Origin of the sequence: Serratia quinivorans, from assembly GCF_052113645.1 — a bacterium.
Lineage (GTDB): Bacteria > Pseudomonadota > Gammaproteobacteria > Enterobacterales > Enterobacteriaceae > Serratia > Serratia quinivorans_B.
The window spans coordinates 77,380-101,217 of record NZ_JBIEIU010000009.1 but is presented as its reverse complement, the minus strand read 5'-3'; the positions used below and the strand labels follow the sequence as shown (position 1 = coordinate 101,217).

27 protein-coding genes are annotated in these 23,838 nt (G+C 57.4%); 18 read left to right on the top strand and 9 right to left on the bottom strand.

Going from position 1 to position 23,838, the window contains the following annotated elements:
- Positions 1-64: 64 nt before the first annotated feature.
- A complete protein-coding gene (gene nrdG / locus ACGS9J_RS17240; RefSeq protein WP_442232057.1) occupies positions 65-529 on the top strand; it encodes an anaerobic ribonucleoside-triphosphate reductase-activating protein in 465 nt (154 codons plus the stop codon).
- Positions 530-600: 71 nt separating this feature from the next.
- Here nrdG and ACGS9J_RS17235 read toward each other — a convergent pair whose 3' ends face one another.
- Positions 601-1,659 carry a permease gene (locus tag ACGS9J_RS17235; RefSeq protein WP_442232056.1) on the bottom strand — a complete coding sequence of 353 codons (1,059 nt, stop codon included), beginning with the start codon at positions 1,657-1,659 and terminating at the stop codon, positions 601-603.
- Between the two features lie 255 nt (positions 1,660-1,914).
- On the opposite strand from ACGS9J_RS17235, the gene phnF reads away from it, so the two are divergent.
- The 11 genes from phnF to phnP are packed head-to-tail and all read left to right on the top strand — an operon-like array spanning position 1,915 to position 10,216.
- Positions 1,915-2,640 (top strand): phosphonate metabolism transcriptional regulator PhnF, encoded by a 726-nt coding sequence (phnF, locus tag ACGS9J_RS17230; RefSeq protein WP_442232169.1) that lies wholly within the window; start codon positions 1,915-1,917, stop codon positions 2,638-2,640.
- Positions 2,641-3,084 (top strand): phosphonate C-P lyase system protein PhnG, encoded by a 444-nt coding sequence (gene phnG / locus ACGS9J_RS17225; protein ID WP_442232055.1) that lies wholly within the window; start codon positions 2,641-2,643, stop codon positions 3,082-3,084.
- 2 nt (positions 3,085-3,086) lie between these two features.
- The gene (phnH, locus tag ACGS9J_RS17220) at positions 3,087-3,668 is read left to right on the top strand and encodes a phosphonate C-P lyase system protein PhnH (RefSeq protein ID WP_442232054.1); all 582 of its coding nucleotides are present in this window, start codon (positions 3,087-3,089) and stop codon (positions 3,666-3,668) included.
- Positions 3,668-4,753, top strand: coding sequence for a carbon-phosphorus lyase complex subunit PhnI (locus ACGS9J_RS17215; protein ID WP_442232053.1), 1,086 nt, complete (start codon positions 3,668-3,670; stop codon positions 4,751-4,753). The genes phnH and ACGS9J_RS17215 overlap by 1 nt, the downstream gene beginning before the upstream one ends.
- Positions 4,746-5,606 (top strand): alpha-D-ribose 1-methylphosphonate 5-phosphate C-P-lyase PhnJ, encoded by an 861-nt coding sequence (locus ACGS9J_RS17210; RefSeq protein ID WP_135314887.1) that lies wholly within the window; start codon positions 4,746-4,748, stop codon positions 5,604-5,606. Before ACGS9J_RS17215 ends, ACGS9J_RS17210 begins: the two co-directional genes overlap by 8 nt.
- Positions 5,606-6,394, top strand: coding sequence for a phosphonate C-P lyase system protein PhnK (phnK, locus tag ACGS9J_RS17205; RefSeq protein ID WP_404780454.1), 789 nt, complete (start codon positions 5,606-5,608; stop codon positions 6,392-6,394). Before ACGS9J_RS17210 ends, phnK begins: the two co-directional genes overlap by 1 nt.
- A gap of 16 nt (positions 6,395-6,410) precedes the next feature.
- Positions 6,411-7,115 (top strand): phosphonate C-P lyase system protein PhnL, encoded by a 705-nt coding sequence (gene phnL / locus ACGS9J_RS17200; protein ID WP_442232052.1) that lies wholly within the window; start codon positions 6,411-6,413, stop codon positions 7,113-7,115.
- A complete protein-coding gene (gene phnM / locus ACGS9J_RS17195; protein WP_442232051.1) occupies positions 7,115-8,251 on the top strand; it encodes an alpha-D-ribose 1-methylphosphonate 5-triphosphate diphosphatase in 1,137 nt (378 codons plus the stop codon). The genes phnL and phnM overlap by 1 nt, the downstream gene beginning before the upstream one ends.
- Positions 8,251-8,820 (top strand): ribose 1,5-bisphosphokinase, encoded by a 570-nt coding sequence (gene phnN / locus ACGS9J_RS17190; RefSeq protein ID WP_442232050.1) that lies wholly within the window; start codon positions 8,251-8,253, stop codon positions 8,818-8,820. Before phnM ends, phnN begins: the two co-directional genes overlap by 1 nt.
- Complete coding sequence (locus tag ACGS9J_RS17185) at positions 8,817-9,419, top strand: DapH/DapD/GlmU-related protein (protein WP_442232049.1); 603 nt, start codon at positions 8,817-8,819, stop codon at positions 9,417-9,419. Before phnN ends, ACGS9J_RS17185 begins: the two co-directional genes overlap by 4 nt.
- Positions 9,420-9,433: 14 nt before the next feature.
- Positions 9,434-10,216, top strand: a complete 783-nt coding sequence (gene phnP / locus ACGS9J_RS17180; protein ID WP_442232048.1) for a phosphonate metabolism protein PhnP — start codon at positions 9,434-9,436, stop codon at positions 10,214-10,216.
- Here phnP and ACGS9J_RS17175 read toward each other — a convergent pair.
- Both ACGS9J_RS17175 and ACGS9J_RS17170 read right to left on the bottom strand, forming a co-directional pair.
- The gene (locus ACGS9J_RS17175; RefSeq protein WP_442232047.1) at positions 10,167-10,805 is read right to left on the bottom strand and encodes an NAD(P)H-binding protein; all 639 of its coding nucleotides are present in this window, start codon (positions 10,803-10,805) and stop codon (positions 10,167-10,169) included. The genes phnP and ACGS9J_RS17175 overlap by 50 nt on opposite strands.
- A gap of 47 nt (positions 10,806-10,852) precedes the next feature.
- A complete protein-coding gene (locus ACGS9J_RS17170; protein ID WP_442232168.1) occupies positions 10,853-11,281 on the bottom strand; it encodes a YhbP family protein in 429 nt (142 codons plus the stop codon).
- Between the two features lie 437 nt (positions 11,282-11,718).
- Here ACGS9J_RS17170 and speFL point away from each other — a divergent pair, with 437 nt between their 5' ends.
- The 4 genes from speFL to ACGS9J_RS17150 all read left to right on the top strand — a co-directional run bounded on the left by speFL (position 11,719) and on the right by ACGS9J_RS17150 (position 16,039).
- On the top strand, positions 11,719-11,823 hold the full coding sequence (gene speFL, locus ACGS9J_RS17165; protein WP_112363015.1) for a leader peptide SpeFL: 105 nt from the start codon (positions 11,719-11,721) through the stop codon (positions 11,821-11,823).
- Between the two features lie 274 nt (positions 11,824-12,097).
- Positions 12,098-14,260, top strand: a complete 2,163-nt coding sequence (speF, locus tag ACGS9J_RS17160) for an ornithine decarboxylase SpeF (RefSeq protein WP_442232046.1) — start codon at positions 12,098-12,100, stop codon at positions 14,258-14,260.
- Positions 14,261-14,323: 63 nt separating this feature from the next.
- Complete coding sequence (gene potE, locus ACGS9J_RS17155) at positions 14,324-15,640, top strand: putrescine-ornithine antiporter (protein ID WP_442232045.1); 1,317 nt, start codon at positions 14,324-14,326, stop codon at positions 15,638-15,640.
- A gap of 90 nt (positions 15,641-15,730) precedes the next feature.
- Entirely contained in the window at positions 15,731-16,039 is a 309-nt protein-coding gene (locus ACGS9J_RS17150; RefSeq protein WP_442232167.1) for a GIY-YIG nuclease family protein, read from the top strand.
- Here the strand turns inward: ACGS9J_RS17150 and ACGS9J_RS17145 are convergent.
- Complete coding sequence (locus tag ACGS9J_RS17145; RefSeq protein WP_442232044.1) at positions 16,026-16,529, bottom strand: GNAT family N-acetyltransferase; 504 nt, start codon at positions 16,527-16,529, stop codon at positions 16,026-16,028. The genes ACGS9J_RS17150 and ACGS9J_RS17145 overlap by 14 nt on opposite strands.
- Entirely contained in the window at positions 16,523-17,044 is a 522-nt protein-coding gene (gene ubiT, locus ACGS9J_RS17140) for a ubiquinone anaerobic biosynthesis accessory factor UbiT (RefSeq protein ID WP_442232043.1), read from the bottom strand. The genes ACGS9J_RS17145 and ubiT overlap by 7 nt, the downstream gene beginning before the upstream one ends.
- A 255-nt stretch (positions 17,045-17,299) precedes the next feature.
- Here ubiT and ubiU point away from each other — a divergent pair, with 255 nt between their 5' ends.
- Both ubiU and ACGS9J_RS17130 read left to right on the top strand, forming a co-directional pair.
- On the top strand, positions 17,300-18,295 hold the full coding sequence (ubiU, locus tag ACGS9J_RS17135) for a ubiquinone anaerobic biosynthesis protein UbiU (protein ID WP_442232042.1): 996 nt from the start codon (positions 17,300-17,302) through the stop codon (positions 18,293-18,295).
- A gap of 11 nt (positions 18,296-18,306) precedes the next feature.
- Entirely contained in the window at positions 18,307-19,185 is an 879-nt protein-coding gene (locus ACGS9J_RS17130) for a U32 family peptidase (protein WP_442232041.1), read from the top strand.
- 66 nt (positions 19,186-19,251) lie between these two features.
- Here ACGS9J_RS17130 and ACGS9J_RS17125 read toward each other — a convergent pair whose 3' ends face one another.
- The 4 genes from ACGS9J_RS17125 to ACGS9J_RS17110 form a co-directional block, all read right to left on the bottom strand.
- Positions 19,252-20,373, bottom strand: coding sequence for a ribosomal protein uL16 3-hydroxylase (locus tag ACGS9J_RS17125; protein WP_442232040.1), 1,122 nt, complete (start codon positions 20,371-20,373; stop codon positions 19,252-19,254).
- Between the two features lie 105 nt (positions 20,374-20,478).
- Positions 20,479-21,621, bottom strand: coding sequence for an ABC transporter permease (locus ACGS9J_RS17120; protein ID WP_442232039.1), 1,143 nt, complete (start codon positions 21,619-21,621; stop codon positions 20,479-20,481).
- Positions 21,618-22,772, bottom strand: coding sequence for an ABC transporter permease (locus ACGS9J_RS17115; protein WP_442232038.1), 1,155 nt, complete (start codon positions 22,770-22,772; stop codon positions 21,618-21,620). The genes ACGS9J_RS17120 and ACGS9J_RS17115 overlap by 4 nt, the downstream gene beginning before the upstream one ends.
- Positions 22,754-23,725: an HlyD family secretion protein gene (locus ACGS9J_RS17110; RefSeq protein WP_442232037.1), complete on the bottom strand. Its 972-nt coding sequence runs from the start codon at positions 23,723-23,725 to the stop codon at positions 22,754-22,756. Before ACGS9J_RS17110 ends, ACGS9J_RS17115 begins: the two co-directional genes overlap by 19 nt.
- Positions 23,726-23,838: the final 113 nt, after the last annotated feature.

The window sequence follows — 23,838 nt, the reverse complement described above, 5'->3', positions numbered from 1 at the left end:
CGCGGCAAACCGCGCCTGCTATCCGGGTTCAGCATGCTGAACCCCTACCTTCAGAAAGCGAAAGATGAATTATCACCAGTATTACCCTATCGACGTGGTCAACGGCCCCGGTACCCGCTGCACGCTGTTTGTGGCCGGTTGCGTGCACCAGTGCCCCGGCTGTTACAACAAAAGCACCTGGCGGCTCAACTCCGGTCAGCCGTTTACCCAAACGATGGAAGACCGGTTGATTGCCGATCTGAACGATACGCGCATTCCGCGCCAGGGACTGTCGCTGTCCGGTGGCGATCCCCTGCACCCGGCCAATGTGTCGGCGGTGCTGCAACTGGTAAAACGGGTTGGTGACGAATGCCCGGGCAAGGATATCTGGCTGTGGACCGGCTACCGGCTGACGGAGCTGGATGCGCAGCAAATGCAGATAGTAGACAGGATTAACGTATTGATTGACGGTAAGTTTGTGCAGGATTTAAAAGATCCGGCGCTGATTTGGCGCGGCAGCAGCAATCAGGTAGTGCATAAGCTGCGTTGATAATCCCCTCACCCCAGCCCTCTCCCCCAGGAGAGGGAGATGGGCATCTAACCATTGTCGCATATCTTCGCTTATACCAACCCCATTCCAACCACGCCCGTCGCGATCCCGCACAGTACCACCAGCAACGCTGTCAGACACAGGGCCTTGGCGGAGAAGGCTTTGTTCAGCATCAGCAGCGAAGGCAGGCTGACCGCCGGCAGGGTCATCAGCAATGCCAGCGCCGGGCCGGTGCCCATACCCGCCAGCATCATGGTCTGCACAATCGGGATTTCCGCCGCCGTCGGGATCACAAACAGGCAACCGGCGATCGCCAGGCCAATAATCCACAGCAAGCTGTTGTCTATCGCCCCATCGGCATGTGGGAACAACCAAACGCGTGCCGCTCCGAGCGCCAAAACAGCCAGAATGTAGATGGGAATAGTCGACCAAAACAACGACCACAGCGCCTTCAACCAACGCCCGAAGAACGGCCTGTCATCAGCTTTCTCCTGCGGCAGCACCGGGGTTTGCAACGCCGCAGGCTGCGGATCCCTGGCGGTGGCACGCTGTACCAGCCAGGCGATGCCCAGCACCATAATCACCCCAGCCACCAGCCGGATAGCGGCAAACTGCCAGCCGAGCACAAAGCCCATAAATATCAGCGTCGCCGGATTCAACACCGGGTTGCTCAACCAGAATGCCATCGCCGCCCCGCTGGACACCGACTGACGGCGCAGCCCGGCGGCAACCGGCGCCGCGCAACAGGTGCACATCATGCCCGGCAGTGCGATCACCGCGCCCAGTAAAGTGCCGGAAAAACGCGGGTGGCCGAGCGTACGCATCAACCAATCGCGCGGGATCAATACCTGCACCAACGATCCCAATACCACGCCGAGCACCGCCGCCTTCCACACCGCCGTGAAGTAGATCAACGCATAGTGCCAGGCCGCCAGCCACGGGCTGCTGTCGCCGTTTGCCAGTATCGATTTCCCTATCGAATGGGTATCTGCCGCCAGAAAGGCCTTGCCGTAATAAGGCTGCCATTTGACGTAGTAGAGGCCTACGGCCATCACCAGCAGAAACAGGATCGGTTTCCACCACGGCCAGGGGTGGGCGCGGTGTTCAGTGGCAGTCAGGGGATGCGGCATGGGGTTGGCTCGGTTCAGTCATCAATAGCCTCAGCTTAGCGCGGCGCGGCTCCCCGTGCATCATCTGCCTGTCCAAAATAGTTCATCTGTTCGCCACCGACGCGTAACGCGATTGTCATCTGACACCGGCAAGATGAGGCCAACTTCATCACGGGACCTACCCGTCGTCTTTCAAGCCGTAGGGTAAGCACTGTAAGACATGCCGATAAACCGCATATTTTTTATGTGGTTATGGCCACCGAGGTTTTTATTATGATGGACTTATCTAGACATCCGACCAGTTTTCCTACCCGTTACCAGCAAATTGCCGCGCAACTGGAGCAAGAGCTGCGCACCCAATACCGCTGCGGCGACTACCTGCCTTCCGAGCAGCAGTTGGCGGAACGCTATCAGGTCAATCGCCATACCCTGCGCCGGGCAGTCGACCAATTGGTGGAGCGCGGCTGGCTGCAACGCCGACACGGCGTCGGCATTCTGGTGCTGATGCGCCCCTATGATTACCCGCTGCACGCCAATACCCGTTTCAGCCAGAACCTGTTTGAGCAGGGCAGCCACCCCACCAGTGAGCGCTTACTCGCTGTACTACGCCCGTGCAATGGGCATGTTGCCAGCGCATTGTCGCGTGAAGAAGGCGAAACGGTGATCCACCTTCGCACCCTGCGTCGGGTCAACGGCGTGCCAATGAGCCTGATCGACCATTACCTGCCCGATTTGGACTGGTGGCCGGCGCTGCAGCAGTTCCACAGCGGTTCGCTGCACGAATTTATCGAATTAAACATCCACCAGCCGCTGGCCCGCAGCCAGACGCGCATCAGCGCGCGCCGTGCCCAGGCCAAAGAGAGCCGGCTGCTCGAGATCGCCACCCAGGCACCGCTGCTGTGCGTGCGCACCCTGAACGTCTGCACCGGCAGCGACAACGTGGCGGAATACTCCGTCAGCCTGGCGCGCGCCGATATGATTGAACTGACGATGGAGCACTGAATGCAAGCCTTACAGCCGAGACAACGCTGGATGTCGGTATTGGCGCACAGCCAGCCTGCCCAGTTGCGCAGCCAATGGCAGGCGCTGAACCTCAACCCACGCTACCAAACCGTTCGCGCGCCGGAGATTGGCCTGGCGCAGTTGCAGGGACGCATGGGTGCCACCGGCCGTCGCTTTGTGCTGGGCGACATGACCGTCACCCGCGCAGTGGTACAGCTCGAAAACGGCGGCTACGGCTACAGCTATATCGCCGGGCGTGACAAGGCGCATGCCGAACTTTGCGCGCTGGCGGATGCCCTGCTGCAACTGCCGGAGCAGGCCGAATTGCTGCAACAGCAACTGATTGAGCCATTGGCTGCGTTGCAACACGAACAACGCCAGCTACGCGCCCGCGCCGTCGCCTCCAGCCGGGTGGATTTCTTTACGCTGGTGCGGGGGGACTGACAATGAGCTTACTGACAGGTTTTACCCAGCCAATCGACCAATCGCAGCAGGCTTTCCGGCTGATTCTCAAGGCGTTAAGCGAACCAGGGCATATCGTCACGCTGCCGGGCAGCCCGGCCTGGGACGCATTGAATGCCGCCAGTACCGCCGCCTTGCTGACCCTGGCGGATCAGGAAACCCCGATTCAACTCAGTCCTGCGCTAGAAAGTGAGCAAGTGCTAACAAACATTCGCTTCCACAGCGGCGCACCGCTGGCCAACCGGGCCGAAGAGGTTTGTTTTGCCCTGTTCGATGCCCAACTGCAGGCGGCCGATTTACAGGCCTTGCCGCACGGCAGTGAAATTTCCCCTGAGTTCAGCGCCACGGTGGTTGTACAACTCGCTAGCCTGGAACAAGGCACTGCACTGCGTCTGACGGGACCCGGTATTGAGCATCAACGGACGATTGCACCGCAGTTGCCCCCGGCGTTGCTGGATTACCTGCTTAACCGCCCGCAGCGCTTCCCGCTGGGGCTGGATTTTCTGCTGACCTGCGGCGAACGCCTGTTGGCATTACCGCGAACCACCCACGTGGAGGTGTGCTGATGTACGTTGCCGTTAAAGGGGGCGAAAAAGCCATTGAGGCTGCCCATCAGTTACAAGAACAGCTGCGGCGTGGCGACGACGGCGTGCCGGAGCTGGGTGCCCTGCAAATTGAACAACAGCTGGGGCTGGCAGTGGACCGGGTCATGACCGAGGGCGGCATCTACGATCCCGAGCTGGCGGCGTTGGCCATCAAGCAGGCGAGCGGCGATTTGGTCGAGGCCATTTTCCTGCTGCGCGCCTATCGCACCACCCTGCCGCGTCTGGCCATCGGCGAACCGCTGACGACAGAAAACATGCGGCTGGAACGTCGTATCTCGGCGGTTTACAAGGACTTGCCCGGTGGGCAGGTGCTGGGGCCGACCTACGATTATACCCATCGGCTACTGGATTTTGCGCTGCTGGCGGAAGGGGAAACACCACACGTGCCGCAGGCCGACGAACCCTTGCCGGAAAATTGCGCCCACGTGTTCGATTTGCTTAGTCAACAACGGCTGGCGCTGGCGGAACAGGACGACGGCAGCACGCCGGATGACATTACCCGTAATCCCCCGGTTTACCCCTGTTCACGTTCGGCTCGCCTGCAACAACTGGTACGCGGTGACGAAGGCTTTTTACTGGCGCTGAGCTACTCCACCCAGCGTGGCTACGGCCGGACTCACCCCTTCGCCGGCGAGATCCGTACTGGCTATGTTTCAGTGGAGATCACGCCGGAAGAGTTAGGTTTCACGCTGGATATCGGCGAGATCCTGCTAACTGAATGCGAAATGGTTAACGGCTTTATCGACCCGGCAGACCAACCCCCGCATTTTACTCGCGGCTACGGTCTGGTGTTTGGCCGCGCCGAGCGCAAGGCAATGGCAATGGCACTGGTGGATCGCGCACTGCAAAGCCCCGAGTACGACGAAGGCATCGCCAGCCCGGCGCAGGACGAAGAGTTCGTACTGGCCCATGCCGATAATGTCGAAGCCGCCGGCTTTGTTTCCCACCTCAAACTGCCGCACTACGTCGATTTCCAGGCTGAACTGGAACTGCTTAAGCGTCTGCGCCAGGAATTTAGCGAGCGTCAGGAGGCCCGCGATGAGTGAAGTATTAACCGGCTATAACCTGGGTTATCTCGACGAACAGACCAAACGCATGATCCGCCGCGCCATTCTGAAGGCGGTCGCTATCCCCGGCTACCAGGTGCCGTTCGGCGGCCGTGAGATGCCGATGCCCTACGGCTGGGGCACCGGCGGCATTCAGTTGACCGCCAGCGTGATTGGTCGCGCCGACGTGCTGAAGGTGATTGACCAGGGGGCCGACGACACCACCAACGCCGTGTCGATTCGCCGCTTCTTCCAGCGCGTCGCCGGGGTCGCTACCACCGAACGCACGCCGGAAGCCACGCTGATCCAGACCCGTCACCGCATTCCGGAAACCGCGCTGCGCGAAGACCAGATCCTGATTTATCAGGTCCCTATCCCGGAACCGCTGCGCTTTATCGAACCGCGCGAAACCGAGACTCGCAAAATGCATGCGCTGGAAGAATATGGCGTGATGCAGGTGAAACTGTATGAAGACATCGCACGCTACGGCCACATCGCCACCACCTATGCCTACCCGGTGAAGGTCAACGATCGCTACGTGATGGATCCGTCACCGATCCCCAAATTCGATAACCCGAAAATGCACATGATGCCGGCGCTACAGCTGTTTGGTGCCGGCCGCGAGAAGCGCATTTATGCCCTGCCGCCGTTTACCAAGGTGGAGAGTCTGGACTTCGACGATCATCCGTTTAGCGTGCAGCAGTGGGACGAGCCCTGCGCGCTGTGCGGCTCACGCCACAGCTATCTGGACGAAGTGGTACTCGACGACCAGGGCAACCGCATGTTCGTCTGCTCCGATACCGATTACTGCCAGCAGCAACTGGCGCAACCTTCGCAAGAGGCGCAGCACTGATGACTTCCACCCCTCTGAGCACCACGCCGCTGCTGTCGGTGGCGAACCTCACCCATCTGTACGCACCGGGCAAAGGTTTTAGCGATGTATCTTTCGATATCTACCCCGGTGAAGTATTGGGTATCGTCGGCGAGTCCGGCTCCGGCAAAACCACCCTGCTGAAATCCATCTCGGCACGGCTGGCCCCGCAACACGGGCAGATCCTCTATCGGCCACAGGCCGGGCAACAACATGATTTGTATGCGATGGCGGAAAGCGATCGCCGTCGCCTGCTGCGCACCGACTGGGGCGTGGTGCATCAGCACCCGCTCGATGGACTGCGGCCCAAGGTTTCCGCCGGCGGCAACATCGGCGAACGGCTGATGGCTATCGGTCAGCGCCACTATGGCGACATCCGCCGCCAGGCCGGCCAATGGCTGGAGGACGTCGAGATCCCGCTGTCGCGTCTTGACGATCTGCCGACGACCTTTTCCGGCGGCATGCAGCAGCGGTTGCAGATCGCCCGCAATCTGGTGACCCACCCGAAGCTGGTGTTTATGGACGAGCCCACTGGTGGGCTGGACGTTTCGGTTCAGGCGCGGTTGCTCGATCTGCTGCGCACTCTGGTGGTGGAAATGCAGCTGGCGGCGGTGATTGTCACCCACGATCTCGGCGTGGCGCGCCTGCTGGCGCACCGGTTGCTGGTGATGAAACAGGGCGAAGTGGTGGAAAGCGGCCTGACCGACCGGGTGCTGGACGATCCGCACCATCCTTATACCCAACTGCTGGTTTCTTCGGTGCTGTCGTAACGCAAGGTAATAACAGATGACAATTCAAATCCGGGTTGAACACCTCAGCAAAACCTTTGTGCTTCACCAGCAGCACGGCACGCGGCTGCCGGTGTTGCACGACGCCAACATGACGGTCAGCAGCGGCGAATGCGTGGTGCTGCACGGCCATTCCGGCAGCGGAAAATCGACCCTGCTGCGCTCGCTGTACGCCAACTATCTGCCCGACAGCGGCCATATCTGGGTCAACCACCAGGGGGAATGGCTGGACATGGTGCAGGCCGAAGCGCGCCAGATCCTGGCGGTTCGCCGCCATACCCTCGGCTGGGTGAGCCAATTCTTGCGGGTGATCCCACGGATCAGCGCACTGGACTTGGTGATGCAGCCGTTACTGGAACAGGGTGCCGATCGCGCCGAATGCCGTGAACGCGCCGAGACGTTGCTCAACCAGCTCAATGTGCCGCAGCGTCTGTGGCAGTTGGCGCCCTCCACCTTCTCCGGCGGAGAACAGCAGCGGGTGAACATTGCACGCGGTTTTATCGTCGACTATCCGATTTTGCTGCTGGACGAACCGACGGCCTCACTCGACAGCCGCAACAGCGCGGCGGTGGTCGGGCTGATCGAGCAGGCCAAACGGCGCGGGGCGGCGATCGTCGGCATTTTTCATGATGAGGGCGTCCGTCAGCAGGTCGCCGACCGGTTATATGACATGCAGGCGCCTCAGGCGCTGGAGATCCTCTGATGATCATCAATAACGTGAAGCTGGTGCTGGAAGATCAGGTTGTAGAAGGATCGCTGGAGATCAGCGACGGCACGATCCGCAGTTTTGCCGATACGCCGAGTCAGTTACCGCAGGCATTGAACGGTGAAGGCGGCTGGCTACTGCCGGGGCTGATCGAACTGCATACCGACAACCTGGACAAGTTTTTCACTCCGCGCCCCAATGTTGACTGGCCGGCCCATTCAGCCATGAGCAGCCATGATGCATTGATGGTCGCCAATGGCATCACCACCGTGCTGGACGCGGTGGCGATCGGTGACGTACGCGACGGCGGCCACCGATTGGAAAACCTGCAAAAAATGATCGACGCGGTGATCCACAGCCAACGTGCGGGGGTGAATCGCGCCGAACACCGGCTGCACCTGCGCTGCGAACTGCCGCACGACAGCACCCTGCCGTTGTTCGAACAGCTGATGGACAAACCGGGCGTGTCGTTGGTCTCGCTGATGGACCATTCGCCGGGCCAGCGTCAGTTCGCTTCGCGCGAAAAATACCGTGAATACTACCAGGGCAAATACAACCTCAATGACCAGCAGATGAGCGAGTTCGAAGAACAGCAGATCGGGCTTTCCGCCCGCTGGGCCACACCGAACCGCGAGGCAATCGCCGCCCACTGCCGGGCGCGCAAAATCTCCCTTGCCAGCCACGACGACGCCACCGCCGAGCATGTCGCCGAGTCCTGTGCGCTGGGCAGCGCCATTGCTGAATTCCCCACCACCGAAGCCGCCGCCCTGGCCTCCCATCAGCAAGGATTACAGGTACTGATGGGCGCGCCGAATATCGTGCGCGGCGGTTCCCACTCCGGCAACGTGGCGGCACATCACCTGGCGGCGCTGGGGGTGCTGGATATTCTGTCTTCCGATTATTACCCGGCCAGCCTGCTGGATGCGGCGTTCCGTATCGCGGCCGACGAGCGCAACGGCTACAGCTTGCCGCAGGCGGTGCAGATGATCACCCGCAACCCGGCGAAAGCGCTGGATTTGCAGGATCGCGGGACGATCGCCGAAGGATTGCGGGCAGATTTGGTGCTGGCACGGCCGCACGCGGAGCATATCTACGTGCAGAACGTGTGGCGCCAGGGCAAGCAGGTGTTCTGATGGCACAGCTTATCTATCTGATGGGGCCTTCCGGGGCCGGTAAAGACAGCCTGCTGGCCGCGCTGCGAACCCATGCCGACAGTGCGCCGCTGGTGGCGCATCGCTATATTACCCGGCCGGCGGACGCCGGTTGCGAAAACCACATTGCGCTCAGCGAGCCTGAATTCCTGCGCCGCCGCGCCAAAGGCCTGTTCGCCCTGGACTGGCAGGCGCACCAGCATCATTACGCTTTTGGGATCGAAGTAGATCTTTGGCTGCTGCAGGGGATCGATGTAGTCGTCAACGGCTCGCGTGCCCACCTGCCGCAGGCGCAACAGCGCTACGGCGCGCAGTTGCTGCCGGTCTGCCTGCAGGTCAGCACTGATATTCTGCGTCAGCGCCTGCAAAACCGCGGGCGCGAAAACCCCGGGCAGATAGAACAGCGGCTGGCGCGCGCGGCGGAATATCAACAAAAGCTCCCAGCCGGATGCCGCCTGCTGGATAACGACGGCAACCTTGATGACACCCTGGCGGCACTGCTGGCGTTGCTGCCTGTTTCACAAAAACAACCACAGGATGCCATGCCATGAACGATGCGGCGCAGCCGAAAATCGGTAACAACGTGACGCTTAACCGCAGCCGCTTAGGCCAGTATGTGCACCTGGCCGACGATGCGATCCTGGAAGAGGTGGAGATGGGTGACTACTCCTACACCGCCGGACACAACCAGATTTTTTACGCCACCATCGGCAAATTCGTGTCGATAGCCTCTTATGCACGTATCAATCCTGGCAATCACCCCACCTACCAGCGCATTGCTCAGCACCATTTCACCTACCGTGCTTCAGAGTATGAGCTGGGGGAAGATGACGAGGCGTTCTTCGACTGGCGGCGTGAACACCACGTGACCGTTGGCCACGACGTCTGGATAGGTCATAACGCTATCCTGATGCCCGGCGTCAGCATCGGTAACGGTGCCGTCATCGGCAGCGCGGCGGTGGTCACCAAAGATGTCGCGCCCTATGAGATTGTCGCCGGCGTAGCAGCTAAAAAAATCGGCATGCGTTTCGACGACGCCCTGATCGAACGCATTGAGCGCAGCCAGTGGTGGCACTGGGATCATCAGACGCTGCAACAACGGTTGGCGGATTTCCGTGATATTCATGCCTTCGCGGAGAAGTACTTATAATCGGGAGTGACGACATGCAACTGACGTTTCTCGGCACCGGCGGCGCGCAACAGATCCCGGTGTTTGGCTGTGATTGTCTGGTCTGTCAGCGGGCACGGCGTGAACCGGCATTTCGGCGACGCCCGTGCAGCGCCATACTCAAATTTCAGGGGGAAACAACCTTGTTGGATGCGGGATTACCGTCGTTGGAACGGCGTTTTTCGGCGGGGGAAATTCAACGTTTTTTACTGACACATTACCACATGGATCACGTTCAGGGGTTATTTCCTTTGCGTTGGGGGTGCGGAAATTTTATTCCCGTCTATGGTCCGGCGGACGAACAAGGCTGCGATGATCTGTTCAAACACCCCGGCATTCTGGCGTTTCAGCCGCCGCTAAAGCCTTTCGAAACCGTTGAATTGGGCGGGCTGCACATCACTCCGCTGCCGTTGCAGCATTCAAAAATAACGCAGGGCTATCTGATCCAGGCCGCAGGGGCATCGCTGGCCTACCTGACCGATACCGTTGGTCTGCCAGCCGACACCGAAGCTTTTCTGCGCGAGGTACCGTTGGATTTACTGGTGCTCGATTGCAGCCTGCCCCCTCAACCGCAGGCGCCACGCAACCACAACGATCTGACCCGAGCGCTGGAGATCCAGCTGCGCTTACAGCCAGACCGCACTCTGTTAACACACATCAGCCACCATCTCGATTTGTGGTTGATGGACAACGAACTGCCACCCGGTCTGGAACTGGCGTTCGATAATCTCAGTGTGCACTGCGGTAGCAATGCAGCCGATCGGATTCCAGCACCTTAACGCCATGGCCAGGGCTGAATGCCTGTTCCAGCAGGGTCTGCGCCACGTCTTTAGCGCTCACCGCACGCCATTTTCCGGGCAGCAATTTGAACAGCGGCGCGGTGAGGCGTTCCAGCAACCGCGGCGATGGCCGTGCGCCTAATAACATCGATGGCCGTACCAGTGTCAAACGCGGCCAGTTTTGTTCACGCAGCGCCTGCTCCATTTCGCCCTTGGTACGGTTATAAAGAAAGGTGGAGCGCGAACTCGCGCCCAACGCACTGACCGCCAGGCAATGCTGCGCGCCCAATCGACGACCTGTCAGTGCGCTTTCCACCACCAGAGTGTAATCAACGTAGTGGAAATTGGCGTCGCTGCCGGCCTCGCGGCGGGTCGTTCCCAGGCAGCAAAAAACCATATCGGCAGGCTGCTCTTGCTCAGTCAGCAGCGCGAACAAATCATCACCCACGGGATTGTCTAATTTTTCGTGCGGTGGCAGCGGCTTGCGCGTTGGCGCGACAATCGCCGTAACCTGAGGATTGGCCTGCAGCAACCGCAACAGCTCACTGCCCACCAGCCCCGTGGCGCCTACCATGAATACCCGTGCCATATGCCCTCCCGCCGATTGATGTCTCTGAAAAGTATAGTTTGTTGAACTCAGTCCCGCGTCCAGTGCAGTTTTTTACCGAAACCGAGGGTGTTGTCGGTCATTTTCACTTCCTGCAAATCCAGCTGCCAGACGGGCGCCTTCATCATCTTGGCAATCGGGAAACGCTTGCAGTAACGCGCCCGTGCAAGTCGCTCTTCGTCACCGTTCAGCATCACCGCGTGCGCCCGGTACTGCACACCGCGGATCAACGCGATGGTCTTTGGCTTCGGTGCTATGGTGCCCACCACACTGGCGTTTTGCAGCATCAGCTCGCCGTGTCGGGTGTGGGTTTCAGTCATCAGCCACAGCGCCATGCGCTCGGCGTCGAACAGGTAAAAACAGTTGGCGCACCACATATCCATGCCATTTCCCGCGCACAATGTCAGTACGTGCTGCTTGCTGAGGAAATGCGTAATGGGTTCAAGATCGTCGGTCATGGTCACGGTGAATTCTCCCCTTTATCTTGCTTCATCTTAACCTGTGTTGTTGAGGAGGGTCACAAATAACAACAATGCCCGCAAAAACCAAAACAGAATAACCACCCATATATAATGAATTAATATACAAAAAATGAATATATCGATTTATAACATAAAGAAAACAAAGCCTCTTTATCTACTCACTCTACGGCCAGTTTAAACGAAATTTTTTTGCCCTCGCCCGGGATCACGGAAAATGAGGTCGCTAAAATGGCGGTTTGTTATCAATCCATTTACATGGTGAATTTCTCTTTGAATCGATACTTATGCAATATGATGCATAACTAATGAATAGTTATTTACTTGAAGAGTAGTTTACGTGATTAATATCACATATTTTAGCTTAACCCGCGTTAAAATAGCGCCATCTTTTCACTCAATAAGGTGGATTAGAAATGGAAAACAACAACAGAAAAATGGCGCACATCAGGCGCACGACTCATATTATGATGATGGCTCATCGTAGTTGCTTTAGCTTTGCCTTCTTTAACTTCAGATAACCTCCCTCCTGTTGGTTCTTATTCCCAGCGTAAAAAGTTATTACGACCCGTTATATTCTCGCTGATCGTCAGGGATGCTCTCCATTCCTTAAATCATGGGATAACGTCGTCATTCGCTTAAACCTGGATGAGAACGTCACGCAATAAATAAAAGAATAAATTCAGGAAATGCCTTCGGCATAACCCGGGTTTCGCACACCTTAAATTTAATAAGGCGTTAACGGCAATGCAGTTTATTTGTCGATGGATTGCCTTTATCTGAAGAATGAGAAAAATGAAAAAGCTAAAAATTGCTGCCAATGAAAAAACACTAGGCTGCTTTGAAACAGAACGCGACGTTGTCGACGTGCATCAGAGCGATTTCAATGATGTTGCCGCTATTGTGCTGTCCGTTGGAGATGTCGCACAGGGTATGGTGACGCATCTCGAAGAGATCGGTTTGAATATCCCTTTGTTTGTGGCCGTTTGCTGTGAAGAAGAGCTGGATAACGCCGTATTGCCGGCGCTACACGGCGTCTTCGAACTGTGTGGGAAAAACACTCAGTTCTACGGCAAACAGCTGGAAGCCGCGGCGGTAAAATATGAAAAAGATCTGCTGCCACCGTTCTTTAACACCCTGACGCAGTATGTCGAAATGGGCAACGCCACCTTTGCCTGCCCGGGCCATCAGGGCGGTGAATTCTTCCGCAAGCACCCGGCTGGACGCCAGTTCTTTGATTTCTATGGCGAAACCCTTTTCCGTTCCGATATGTGCAACGCAGACGTCAAACTGGGTGATTTATTGATTCATGAGGGCGCTCCCTGCGCTGCACAGCAACACGCAGCCAAGGTATTTAACGCCGATAAAACCTATTTCGTGCTAAACGGCACCTCTGCATCAAACAAAGTCGCGACCAACGCCCTGTTAACGCGCGGCGATTTAGTATTGTTCGACCGTAATAACCACAAATCCAATCACCACGGCGCACTGATTCAGGCTGGCGCAACGCCGGTGTATCTGGAAACTGCCCGCAACCCATTTGGCTTTATCGGCGGGATTGATGCCCACTGCTTTGATGAACGTTACTTACGCCAGCAGATCCGTGAAGTGGCTCCAGAGCGCGCCAATGAAGCCCGACCTTTCCGTTTAGCGATCATCCAGTTAGGCACCTATGACGGCACCATTTACAACGCTCGCCAGGTGGTCGACAAGATTGGGCATCTGTGTGATTACATCCTGTTTGATTCCGCCTGGGTCGGCTATGAACAATTCATTCCAATGATGAAAGATTGTTCGCCTTTGCTGCTCGAACTGAATGAAAACGACCCGGGGATTATTGTTACCCAGTCCGTTCACAAGCAGCAGGCCGGGTTCTCACAAACCTCGCAAATTCATAAAAAAGATAAACATATCAAAGGACAAAGCCGTTATTGCAACCATAAGCGCTTTAATAACGCCTTTATGCTGCATGCCTCCACCAGCCCGTTTTACCCGCTGTTTGCCGCGCTGGATGTTAACGCCAAAATGCATGAAGGGAAAAGCGGCCAGCGCCTGTGGAAAGAGTGCGTTCGCGTGGGGATTGAAGCGCGCAAGATGCTGCTGGAAACCTGCCAGTTAATCAAACCTTTTGTCCCGGACCAGATCGACGGCAAGCCTTGGCAGTCTTATGACACCGAGACGATGGCCAACGATTTGCGCTTCTTCAACTTTGTGCCAGGCGAGAAATGGCATGCCTTTGAAGGCTATGCGGAATCGCAGTATTTTGTCGACCCATGCAAGCTGTTGCTCACCACGCCGGGCATAGACACGGCGAGCGGCAACTACAGTGACTTCGGCATTCCGGCGACCATTTTAGCCAACTACCTGCGCGAAAACGGCATAGTGCCGGAAAAATGCGATCTCAACTCGATCCTGTTCCTGCTTACTCCGGCTGAAGACATTGCAAAAATGCAGCATTTGGTGGCGTTGATTGCCCGCTTTGAAAAACACATCGAGCAGGATTCCTTACTCAGCGAAGTTCTTCCTGCGGTATATAAAAGCAATCAGCAACGCTACGAAAATTATACCCTGCGTCAACTTTGCCAAGAGATGCACGATCTCTATGTCAGCTACGACGTCAAAGAGCTGCAAAAAGAAATGTTCCGCAAGAATTATTTCCCTCGCATTGCCATGAATCCGCAAGATGCCAATACGGAATTTGTCCGCGGTAATATTGAACTGGTTTCACTGGCCAAAGCGGAAGGCCGTATTGCGGCCGAGGGCGCATTACCTTATCCCCCAGGTGTTTTATGCGTAGTTCCTGGTGAAATATGGGGTGGTGCGGCACAGCGTTATTTCCTGGCATTGGAAGAAGGTATTAATTTATTGCCTGGATTTGCGCCGGAGTTGCAGGGAGTTTATATCCAGAAAGATGAAGATGGCTGGAATCGTGCTTACGGCTATGTCATGACGAATTAATGACCTTACAAGGCGGTGAATTTTATTCGCCGCTCAGATCGCATCATAAAAGAGAGAATGATCATGAGTAAGTCCAATAATAAAATGGGGGTCGTGCAGTTAACGATCCTGACGGCCGTCAACATGATGGGGTCCGGCATAATTATGCTGCCGACCAAACTGGCTGAAGTGGGAACCATTTCTATTGTCTCCTGGTTGGTTACCGCCATTGGCTCAATGGCGCTTGCCTATGCCTTCGCCAAGTGCGGCATGTTCAGTCGCAAATCCGGTGGCATGGGGGGTTATGCTGAATATGCCTTCGGCAAATCAGGCAACTTTATGGCGAACTACACCTATGGCGTCTCGCTACTGATCGCTAATATCGCCATCGCCATTTCTGCGGTTGGGTACGGTACTGAGCTGTTTGGCGCTAATCTGAGCCCATTGGGGATCTGTATCGCCACTATCGGGGTATTGTGGTTAGCCACGGTCGCCAACTTCGGCGGCGCACGCATTACCGGGAGGATCAGCGGTATCACGGTGTGGGGCGTCATTATTCCGGTCGTGGGGATCTCGATTATCGGCTGGCACTGGTTCAGCGGCAGCGCTTATATCGCCGCATGGAACCCGCATCAGGTCCCAACATTTGAAGCTATCGGTGCCTCCATTTCCATGACTTTGTGGGCTTTTCTGGGGCTTGAATCCGCCTGCGCCAACACCGACGTGGTGGAGAACCCAGAGCGTAATGTTCCGATCGCCGTTCTGGGCGGTACTCTCAGCGCCGCGGTGATTTATATCGTTTCGACCAACGTGATCGCCGGTATCGTGCCTAATATGGACCTGGCCAATTCCACTGCGCCGTTTGGACTCGCATTCTCCCACATGTTTAATCCAACGGTCGGCAAGATCATCATGGCACTGATGATCATGTCCTGCGTCGGATCGCTGCTGGGGTGGCAGTTCACCATCGCCCAGGTGTTCAAATCCTCCGCTGACAGCGGTTTCTTCCCGAAAATATTCTCCAAACTCAGCAAGGCGGACGCCCCGGTCAAAGGCATGCTGACCATCGTCGTTATCCAGAGCGTGCTATCCCTGATGACCATCAGCCCGTCGCTGAACAAGCAGTTCAACGTGCTGGTTAACCTGGCCGTGGTGACCAATATCATCCCTTACATCTTATCGATGGCAGCGCTGATCATTATTCAGAAGGTGGCGAAAGTGCCGGAGAAAAAAGCGCGGATCGCCAACATCATTGCCGGTATCGGTGCGCTGTACAGCTTCTATGCGCTCTATAGCTCTGGTGAAGAAGCCATGATGTGGGGCGCCATTGCCACTTTCCTCGGCTGGACACTGTACGGCATGGTTTCACCGCGTTTCGAAATTATGGGTAAAAAAGGCTGACGGCAGTCAACCATTGGCGGACAGGGTGGGATTACGACGGCGAACATGCCATCATATTCCCACCCTGGCTACCAAAGTTGCTGCACATTCATGACGGATACCCTCTCCCCCTGGCACCTCTACATGCTGCGTCTGCCTAACGGCATGCTGTATACCGGCATCACTACCGACGTGGTACGCCGCCTGGCGCAACATCAGGCAGGCAAAGGCGCGAAGGCGCTACGAGGCAAAGGTGAGCTGGTGCTGGCGTTTCACTGTCTGGCGGGGGATCGTTCAAAAGCGCTGAGGCTGGAATACCGGGTGAAGCAACTGAGTAAAATGCAAAAAGAGAGGCTGGTGAACCACCCGCCTCTTTCGCTGGATTATTTACTGCCGGATGCTGAGGTTAAAAGCGGTTAAAGGGTTCGGAATACTCCACCGCACCGCTGGCCTCGGCCAAGGCATTCTCCGCCAGCGGATACACCTGGAACGCGGCTTCGCTTCCCGGCCAGCGGCATTGCAGACCATAGGCGGCAGCCGGTTTAAAGCCAAAGCGGCCGTAATAAGCGGGATCGCCCAGCACCACCACCGCGGCATAGCTGAACTCATTGAGCGAATCCAACCCTTCGTAGATCAGCTTTTCGCCCAGCCCCTGCCGACGCAGGCTTTCGTCCACCGCCAGCGGCGCCAGACCGACCCATTGGCGATCCTCACCGGCCACGTCCACCGGGCTGAACGCGGCATAACCCACTACGCCGCCTTCGTCGTCAGTGGCCACGATACCCAACGTCAGCAACCCATCTTCACGCAGTTGCTGCACCAGATCGGCCTCGTCATCACGCCCGAAGGCACGGCGCAGCAGGGCGTCAATGCCCGCGGCATCTACCGGAATTTCTACACGGATTAGCATGATACCGGCACACGGGAAGTTTGCACCGTGCCCTCCTGCAACCCTGCTTCCACAAATTCGGCCAACTGCAGCAGACCCATGCGCAACGGCGCAGGCATGGTTTCCAGCTCGATGGCATCCATCAGATTTTTCACATACAGGCCCAATTCGGTGTCCCCTTCAATCTGCAACCGACGCTGGAAGAACAGCGTATCGGGATCTTGCTTACGCGCTGCGATAAGAATCAGATCGTTGGCGTCGCCGCTGAAGCTGACATCAGCCTCGGCGTGTTGGCTGACCACCAGTTTGTCGTTTTCGACCGTCATAAACCAGTGTAGCGCCAGATCGCGCACTTCGATCTTTAACCAGCGCGATTCGAGAAATTCCAGATCGCCATCCGCCAGCGCCTGACGGAACTGCCAGCCCAACACCTGTTCCAGAAGCTGGCGCTGCAAAGCAAACGGCGTGAATTTTAGCGGGACTCGCAGCAGCGACGGCCCTTGGCGCACAATGCGCGCTCGTAATTGTTCCAACACTGTCGTTCACTCCTTTCAACACAGATGCGCTATTTTGCCACAGTGGCGCACGGCTGAAGCGCTCTATATCAACAAATAGTGCATTTCGCCGCCAGCTTTATCAATACGCCAGAAGCTGCCTCAAATCAAAACCTGTTCATCGCGCTTTCACTAAAATTGCCTCCCGATTAGCGTTTGCCGGTTGAAAACAGTCACCGGCAAACATTGTGACAGTCTGCATCCGCCACGGGTGTGCGGCTGAGTCAGGATAAATCTATGGAGCTGCTTTGTCCCGCCGGTAATCTGCCGGCCCTGAAGGCTGCGGTGGATAACGGCGCAGACGCCGTGTATATCGGCCTGAAAGATGATACCAATGCGCGCCACTTTGCCGGCCTCAACTTTACCGAGAAAAAGCTGCAGGAAGCGGTCGAGTATGTGCACCGCCACAACCGCAAACTGCACATCGCCATCAATACCTTCGCCCACCCCGACGGCTATGCCCGCTGGCAGCGGGCTGTGGACATGGCGGCACAGTTGGGCGCCGACGTGCTGATCCTGGCCGATTTGGCGATGCTGGAATACGCCGCCGCACGTTACCCGCAGTTGGAACGACACGTGTCGGTGCAGGCTTCCGCCACCAACGAAGAGGCGATTCGCTTCTACCAACGCCATTTCGACGTCAGTCGGGTGGTGTTGCCGCGCGTACTGTCGATGCACCAGGTCAAACAGTTGGCACGCACCAGCCCGGTGCCGCTGGAAGTCTTCGCCTTCGGCAGCCTGTGCATCATGGCCGAGGGGCGCTGCTACCTCTCCTCTTACCTGACCGGTGAGTCTCCCAATACCGTCGGGGCCTGTTCACCGGCACGCTACGTGCGCTGGCAGCAAACGGCGCAGGGCATGGAGTCGCGCCTGAACGGCGTGCTGATCGACCGCTACCGGGACGATGAAAATGCCGGCTACCCCACGCTGTGCAAGGGCCGCTATCTGGTGGATGACGTGCGCTACCACGCGCTGGAAGAACCCACCAGCCTCAATACGCTGGAACTGCTGCCGGAGCTACTGGCTGCCAATATCGCCTCGGTGAAAATTGAAGGCCGCCAGCGCAGCCCGGCCTATGTCAGCCAGGTGGCCCGCGTCTGGCGCCAGGCTATCGACCGCTGCCAGGCAGATCCGGCCGCTTATCAGGCTGAAGCAGGCTGGATGGAGGCGCTCGGTTCAATGTCCGAAGGTACCCAGACCACCCTCGGTGCCTATCACCGCAAATGGCAGTAGCAGGAGGACACATGAAATACGCATTAGGCCCGGTGCTGTACTACTGGCCAAAAACCGAGGTTGAAAGTTTTTATCAGCAGGCGGTGAAGAGCAGCGCGGAAATTATTTATCTCGGCGAAAGCGTCTGCACCAAACGACGTGAAATGAAGGTAGGCGACTGGCTGGCACTGGCGCAGGAGATTGCCCGTAGCGGCAAGCAGGTGGTGATCTCCACCCTGGCGCTGTTACAGGCACCGTCAGAGCTGAATGAACTGAAACGCTATGTGGAAAACGGTGAGTTCCTGATCGAAGCCAACGATCTGGGTACGGTAAATATGGCGGCGGAACGCGGCCTGCCGTTCGTCGCCGGGCACGCGCTGAATTGCTACAACGCCTATACCCTGCGCCTGCTGCATCGCCAGGGCATGACGCGCTGGTGTATGCCGGTCGAACTGTCCCGCGACTGGCTGGCCAAGCTGCTGGAACAGTGCGATGAGTTAGGCTTTCGCCAGCAATTTGAGGTGGAGGTGCTGAGCTACGGCCATCTCCCGCTGGCCTATTCGGCACGCTGCTTCACCGCACGTTCGGAAGATCGCGCCAAGGACGAATGCGAAACCTGCTGCATCAAATACCCGCAGGGGCGAATGATGCGTTCGCAAGAACAACAGCAGGTGTTTGTGCTCAACGGTATTCAGACCATGAGCGGTTACTGTTACAACCTGGGGAATGAGCTGGGCGGTATGCAGGGGTTGGTGGATATCGTGCGTCTGTCGCCGCAGGGGCCGGAAACGCTGGCGCTCGTCGACGATTTTCGTGCCAACGAGCAGGGCGCACAGCCGTTAACGCTCACCGAACAAGCCGATTGTAACGGTTACTGGCGTCGGGTAGCCGGGCTGGAATTGGTGTCTTGATCCGTTGAGAAAATAAAAAATTGCCGGGTCAACCTAGTGCCCCGGCAATTCAGCAGACAACGGCAACTACTCTTTGAAGAACCAGTAGCCCTGATTGATCAGCTCCGTCAGCTCAGCCACAAACGCCGGGTTTTGCAACGCATCGCCCAATTCCGGCTGACCCAGTTCGGTATAGCGACACAACGCATCGGCCGCCCGTGCATCCACGGTGGCCAGACGCTCGCTGTTGACGAAGAAGCTGTCGCCGATGTGCAGCACACGCAAGCCGCTCAAGCGGGTCAGAGTTTCACCGCTCATCAGCGCATGCAGTACCTCTTGATCTTCATACGGCGGCTCTGCCATCGCGATATCCAGCTCATGACGCGGCGTGGTGGCGAAACGGCCAAACCACTGCTTAAAATCTTCCGGCCGGTTGATCATGTCGACCATCATTGAGCGTAAACGCTCAAGTTCGTCTTCTTCTACCCGGCCCGGATGCTCACGCACGGTTAAATCAGGATCGCTGTAGTGCGCGCCACCCAGATCGTTTTCCAGTGCGTAGTCGGCAAAGCTGCTGATCAGGTCGCGACCATTGGGCCCACGGAAGCCCACAGAATAATTAAACGCCGTTTCGTGGGTGAAGCCGTCATGCGGGAAGCCCGGCGGGATGTACAGGATGTCGCCCGGCTCCAAATCTTCATCAATAATCGGTTCGAAGGGATCAACGTGCAGCAACGCCGGATGCGGGCAGAACTGACGCATCGGTAAGGCATCGCCAACGCGCCAGCGACGACGGCCCATCCCCTGAATGATAAACACATCGTAATTGTCGATGTGTGGCCCCACGCCGCCGCCCGGCACCGAGAAGGAGATCATCAGGTCATCCAGGCGCCAGTCCGGCAAGACGCGAAACGGGCGCACCAGTTCGGCAGAGGGCGCATGCCAATGGTTCACGGCCTGCGCCAGCAAGGACCAGCCTGTTTCACCGAGGCCATCGAAATGTTCAAACGGACCGTTGCTGGCCTGCCATTCGCCATGGGTCTGACTCACCAGACGGCTGTCAACTTCCGGCTCCATCGCCAGCCCCGCCAGTTCGTCCGGCGTGATAGGGTCGACAAAATTCGGGAAGGCATTTTTCAAAACCACAGGTTTTTTCTGCCAGTATTTCTCTAAAAACTCGGGCCAGTTCAGGTTCAGTAGGTAAGCCATGCTAATCACACCAGTAAAAGAATTCACGGGCGTGATTATGCGAGAACGCGCGCCTGCCCACCTTGTTAAGGGTCAAGGAAATGAGCGCGCGCCCTGGCCGGAACGCTAATCAGTCTGCCGTTTACGCAACATGCTGCGCAGCGCCACACTGTTGCGCACGAAGCCCACAGCGAAGCCCAGCAGGGTGTAAATGATCCCCAGTACCAGCAACATCGCCACGTCCCCCCATACTTCATGCAGCGACAACCCCATCTGGTTTACCCCCGCGACGGCCTTGGTCGCCCAGGTGGAGGGGATGCTATAGGAAATCGCCCGTACCCAGCCCGGCATCGCCTGCAACGGCCAGATGGTGCCCGACAGATAAAATATCGGCGTCGTGATAAACGCCAGCGTCAGATAGATCATCTCGACGCTGCGCAGGCACTCGGTCACCAGCTTGCCCAACCCCAGTACCGCCAGCAAAAACGGGAAGGTCATCAGCAGAATTTCCGCAATACCCGCCGTTTGACGATAACCCAGCACCCACGGCCACAGCACAAACAGCACGATCGACAGGAACAGCCAGATTGGCAGCAACGCCGTCAGCCCTCCCAGGTGAGCCGCCAGCGGCGCTTTGCCACCGGGCAAGCTCTTCATGGCAATGCTGACTCGCACACAGGCGATCAACAGCGAGTGCTGCAAAAGCATCACCAACAGGCCGGGGAAGATAATCGCCGCAAAGCTGATGCCCGGGTTAAACACGTCCAGCGTCTGCCCCAGTATCGGTGTCAGGATCACCTGCGCCTGGCGTTCGCTGAAACCACTGCGCAACAGCAGCCCGCTGTTGTACTGGGTCAGCAACTGCTGGTAGGCCGCCACCACGTCCTGCTGGATCTGTCCGTTGGCCAGGCGGTTGGTCGCATCACCGTAAACCGGTACCACGATATTCTGGCCGCTCAGGATCTTCTTCTCCAGATCCACCGGCATGATGATCACCGCGAACAGCTTGCGCCAGCCCAGATCGCGCTGCGCCTGCTCCAGACTGTCGTAGGTTTCAATGGCGATTTTGGAGGTGGCGTCCAGTTGACGGATCAGCTGACGGCTGGCGGTGCTGTGGTCCTGATCGATCACGCCCACCGGCAGGTCCCACACCGTGCGGTTGGCATAAACCATGCTCATGACGCACAGCGACAGGATCAGCATCAGCCACATCGGCCGCTCCAGCATGCCGAGCAGTACCCGGACGAAGGTTTGCCAATAGAGTTTCATCCCGCGTCCCCTCCTTTCAATAGCCGCGCCAACAGCCGGTTACGCACCAACAGCGCGGTCACCAGCGGATAAATCGACAGCAATGCACAGACACTGAAGATGGCGCTGGCAGGTACCTGACGCAGGAATACGTCAAACATTGCGTACAACGCATGAGTTAACGGCTCAATATTGGAGATAATGCGCGCCGGCAGCGGCATAGACAGTTCCGGCACCGCCATGCCCGAGAAGGTCAGCGCAATACTCACCAAAATGGCAATCAGGCTGTAGGCGGTGATGGTGCTGCTGGTGAAGGTGAACAACAGCAGACCAATGCTCTGCGCCGCCATCACGTAAAAGAAGCCGATCATCAGCATAAACAGCGGATTGCCGCTGACACGGGCGTCAAAAATGCCCACCAGCGCGGCAATCTCAACCATCAGCAAGCTGGTGAAGCACAGCGTGTAGGGCGCCAACTTACCGAGCAGCGCCAGGCTGAACGGCCGCGCCTTCAGCAAAGATTTGCTGCGTGCCAGCACGTAGATCATGCAGGTCACCACGAACAGCTGCAGTAAGTGGATGGTGGCGGCAAACTGTTGGTAATAGATATAGCTGCCGCTGGCGTTGAATAAACTGCCGTACGACAGGGTTACGTCCGCCAGCGGCGGCAGCGTTTTGCCCATCTCACCGGCGATGATACTGCGGTAGCTGGCGTTGATTTCGGTCATCAGGCCGCTGAAGTCCTGAGTGGAATACAGCCCGGCACCGTAAAACAGCGCATTGTAATACATCACCACGCTCGGTTGTCTGCCTGCCAACGCGTTGGCTTCAAAATCCGGCGGTACATACAGCAACGCATAATCCTGCGCACTGCGCAGCCGATGCAACGATTCCGGCAGTCCGCCGGAGTAGGCCTCGACGTGGGCGTGCGAACCGGCATCCAGACGGCGCGTCAATGATTTGGACAACGGGCTGTGATCGCTGTCCACCACCGACACCGGCAGATCGAGCAAGGTGCCTTCCGAAAAGTTACTGCTGATCAGACCAAACAGGATCAGCGGGAAGATCCAGCTCAGCCAGTGCACCACCGGGCTGCGGAAGGCCACCCGGCACTCGTTGCCAAACGCGTGACTGAAGCAGCGCCAGCCGGCCCTTACTCTTTCCATAGCCATAAGCTGCTCATCCCTGGACGCAGGCCGTCTACCGGCTGTGACGGATACAGGCGCACTTCAAACGTTTTCAGATCGAAGTCACCGGTAGCTCGGGTGGCACGCTTGGTCGCATAGTCGCCCAGCGGGGCGATATAGCGCACCTCCGCTTCGATAATCTTGTCCTTCAATGCGGGGACCCGCATCTGGATTTTATCGCCCTTGCGTACGTGGGCTAAAATATCCTCACGCAGGTTAAACACAAAATAAGCGTCCGGTATGCGGATCAGGGTCAACAGCGGGCTACCTGCATTCAGCAGTTCACCGACCTCAGCCGGTATCGGCCCGACTTCACCGGTCACCGGGGCTAAAACCTGCAGATCGTCTGTCTGGGCCTTCACTTGCAGCAAGTTTTCTTCCGCCGCTCGCAGCGCCGCCGCATATTGTTGCCGCAGTTCGACGCGGTCGCCGTTGACGCCTTCATCCAGGTTGGCCTTGGCCGCCTGCACCTGTTGGAAAGCGGTATCGCGCGCTCGGCGTGAACTGTCGAGTTCAGACTTCGAAATATAACCTTTGCCGGCCACACTCAGGTTGCGGTTGTAGTCGTTCTGCGCGTTGCGATATTGCGCTTCAGACTGCGCCAGATTAGCGCGCAGGTTGCGGATGCTTTCTTCACGCGTGCCGTGCAACGACTGTTCGAGCTGAGCCTTGGCCTCGTCCCGCGACGCCTGCGCAGAACGCAGTTGCGCCATCAGCTCCGGGCTGTCGAGCTGAATCATCACTTGCCCTGCCTTCACGTCGTCACCGCGTTCCACCAGGCGTTCAATCACCCGCCCCTTGGCCTTGGAAGCCACAATCACTTCGGGTGCATCCACTTCGCCCTGCAACAACAAGTCCTGATTATGCGCGCGGAACAATATCGCCATGGCGATCGCCACCACCATCAACAGTAAGGTAAACAATGTCTTTTTTTTCATTCTCTCAGCTCCCTGAGCAGTAAGCGGCAGGTGAAATCATCATGTCCATATTTTCAATAAACTCCCAAAAAAACCATTTTTCTCATAAGGATATCTCGAGCACATATATCCTC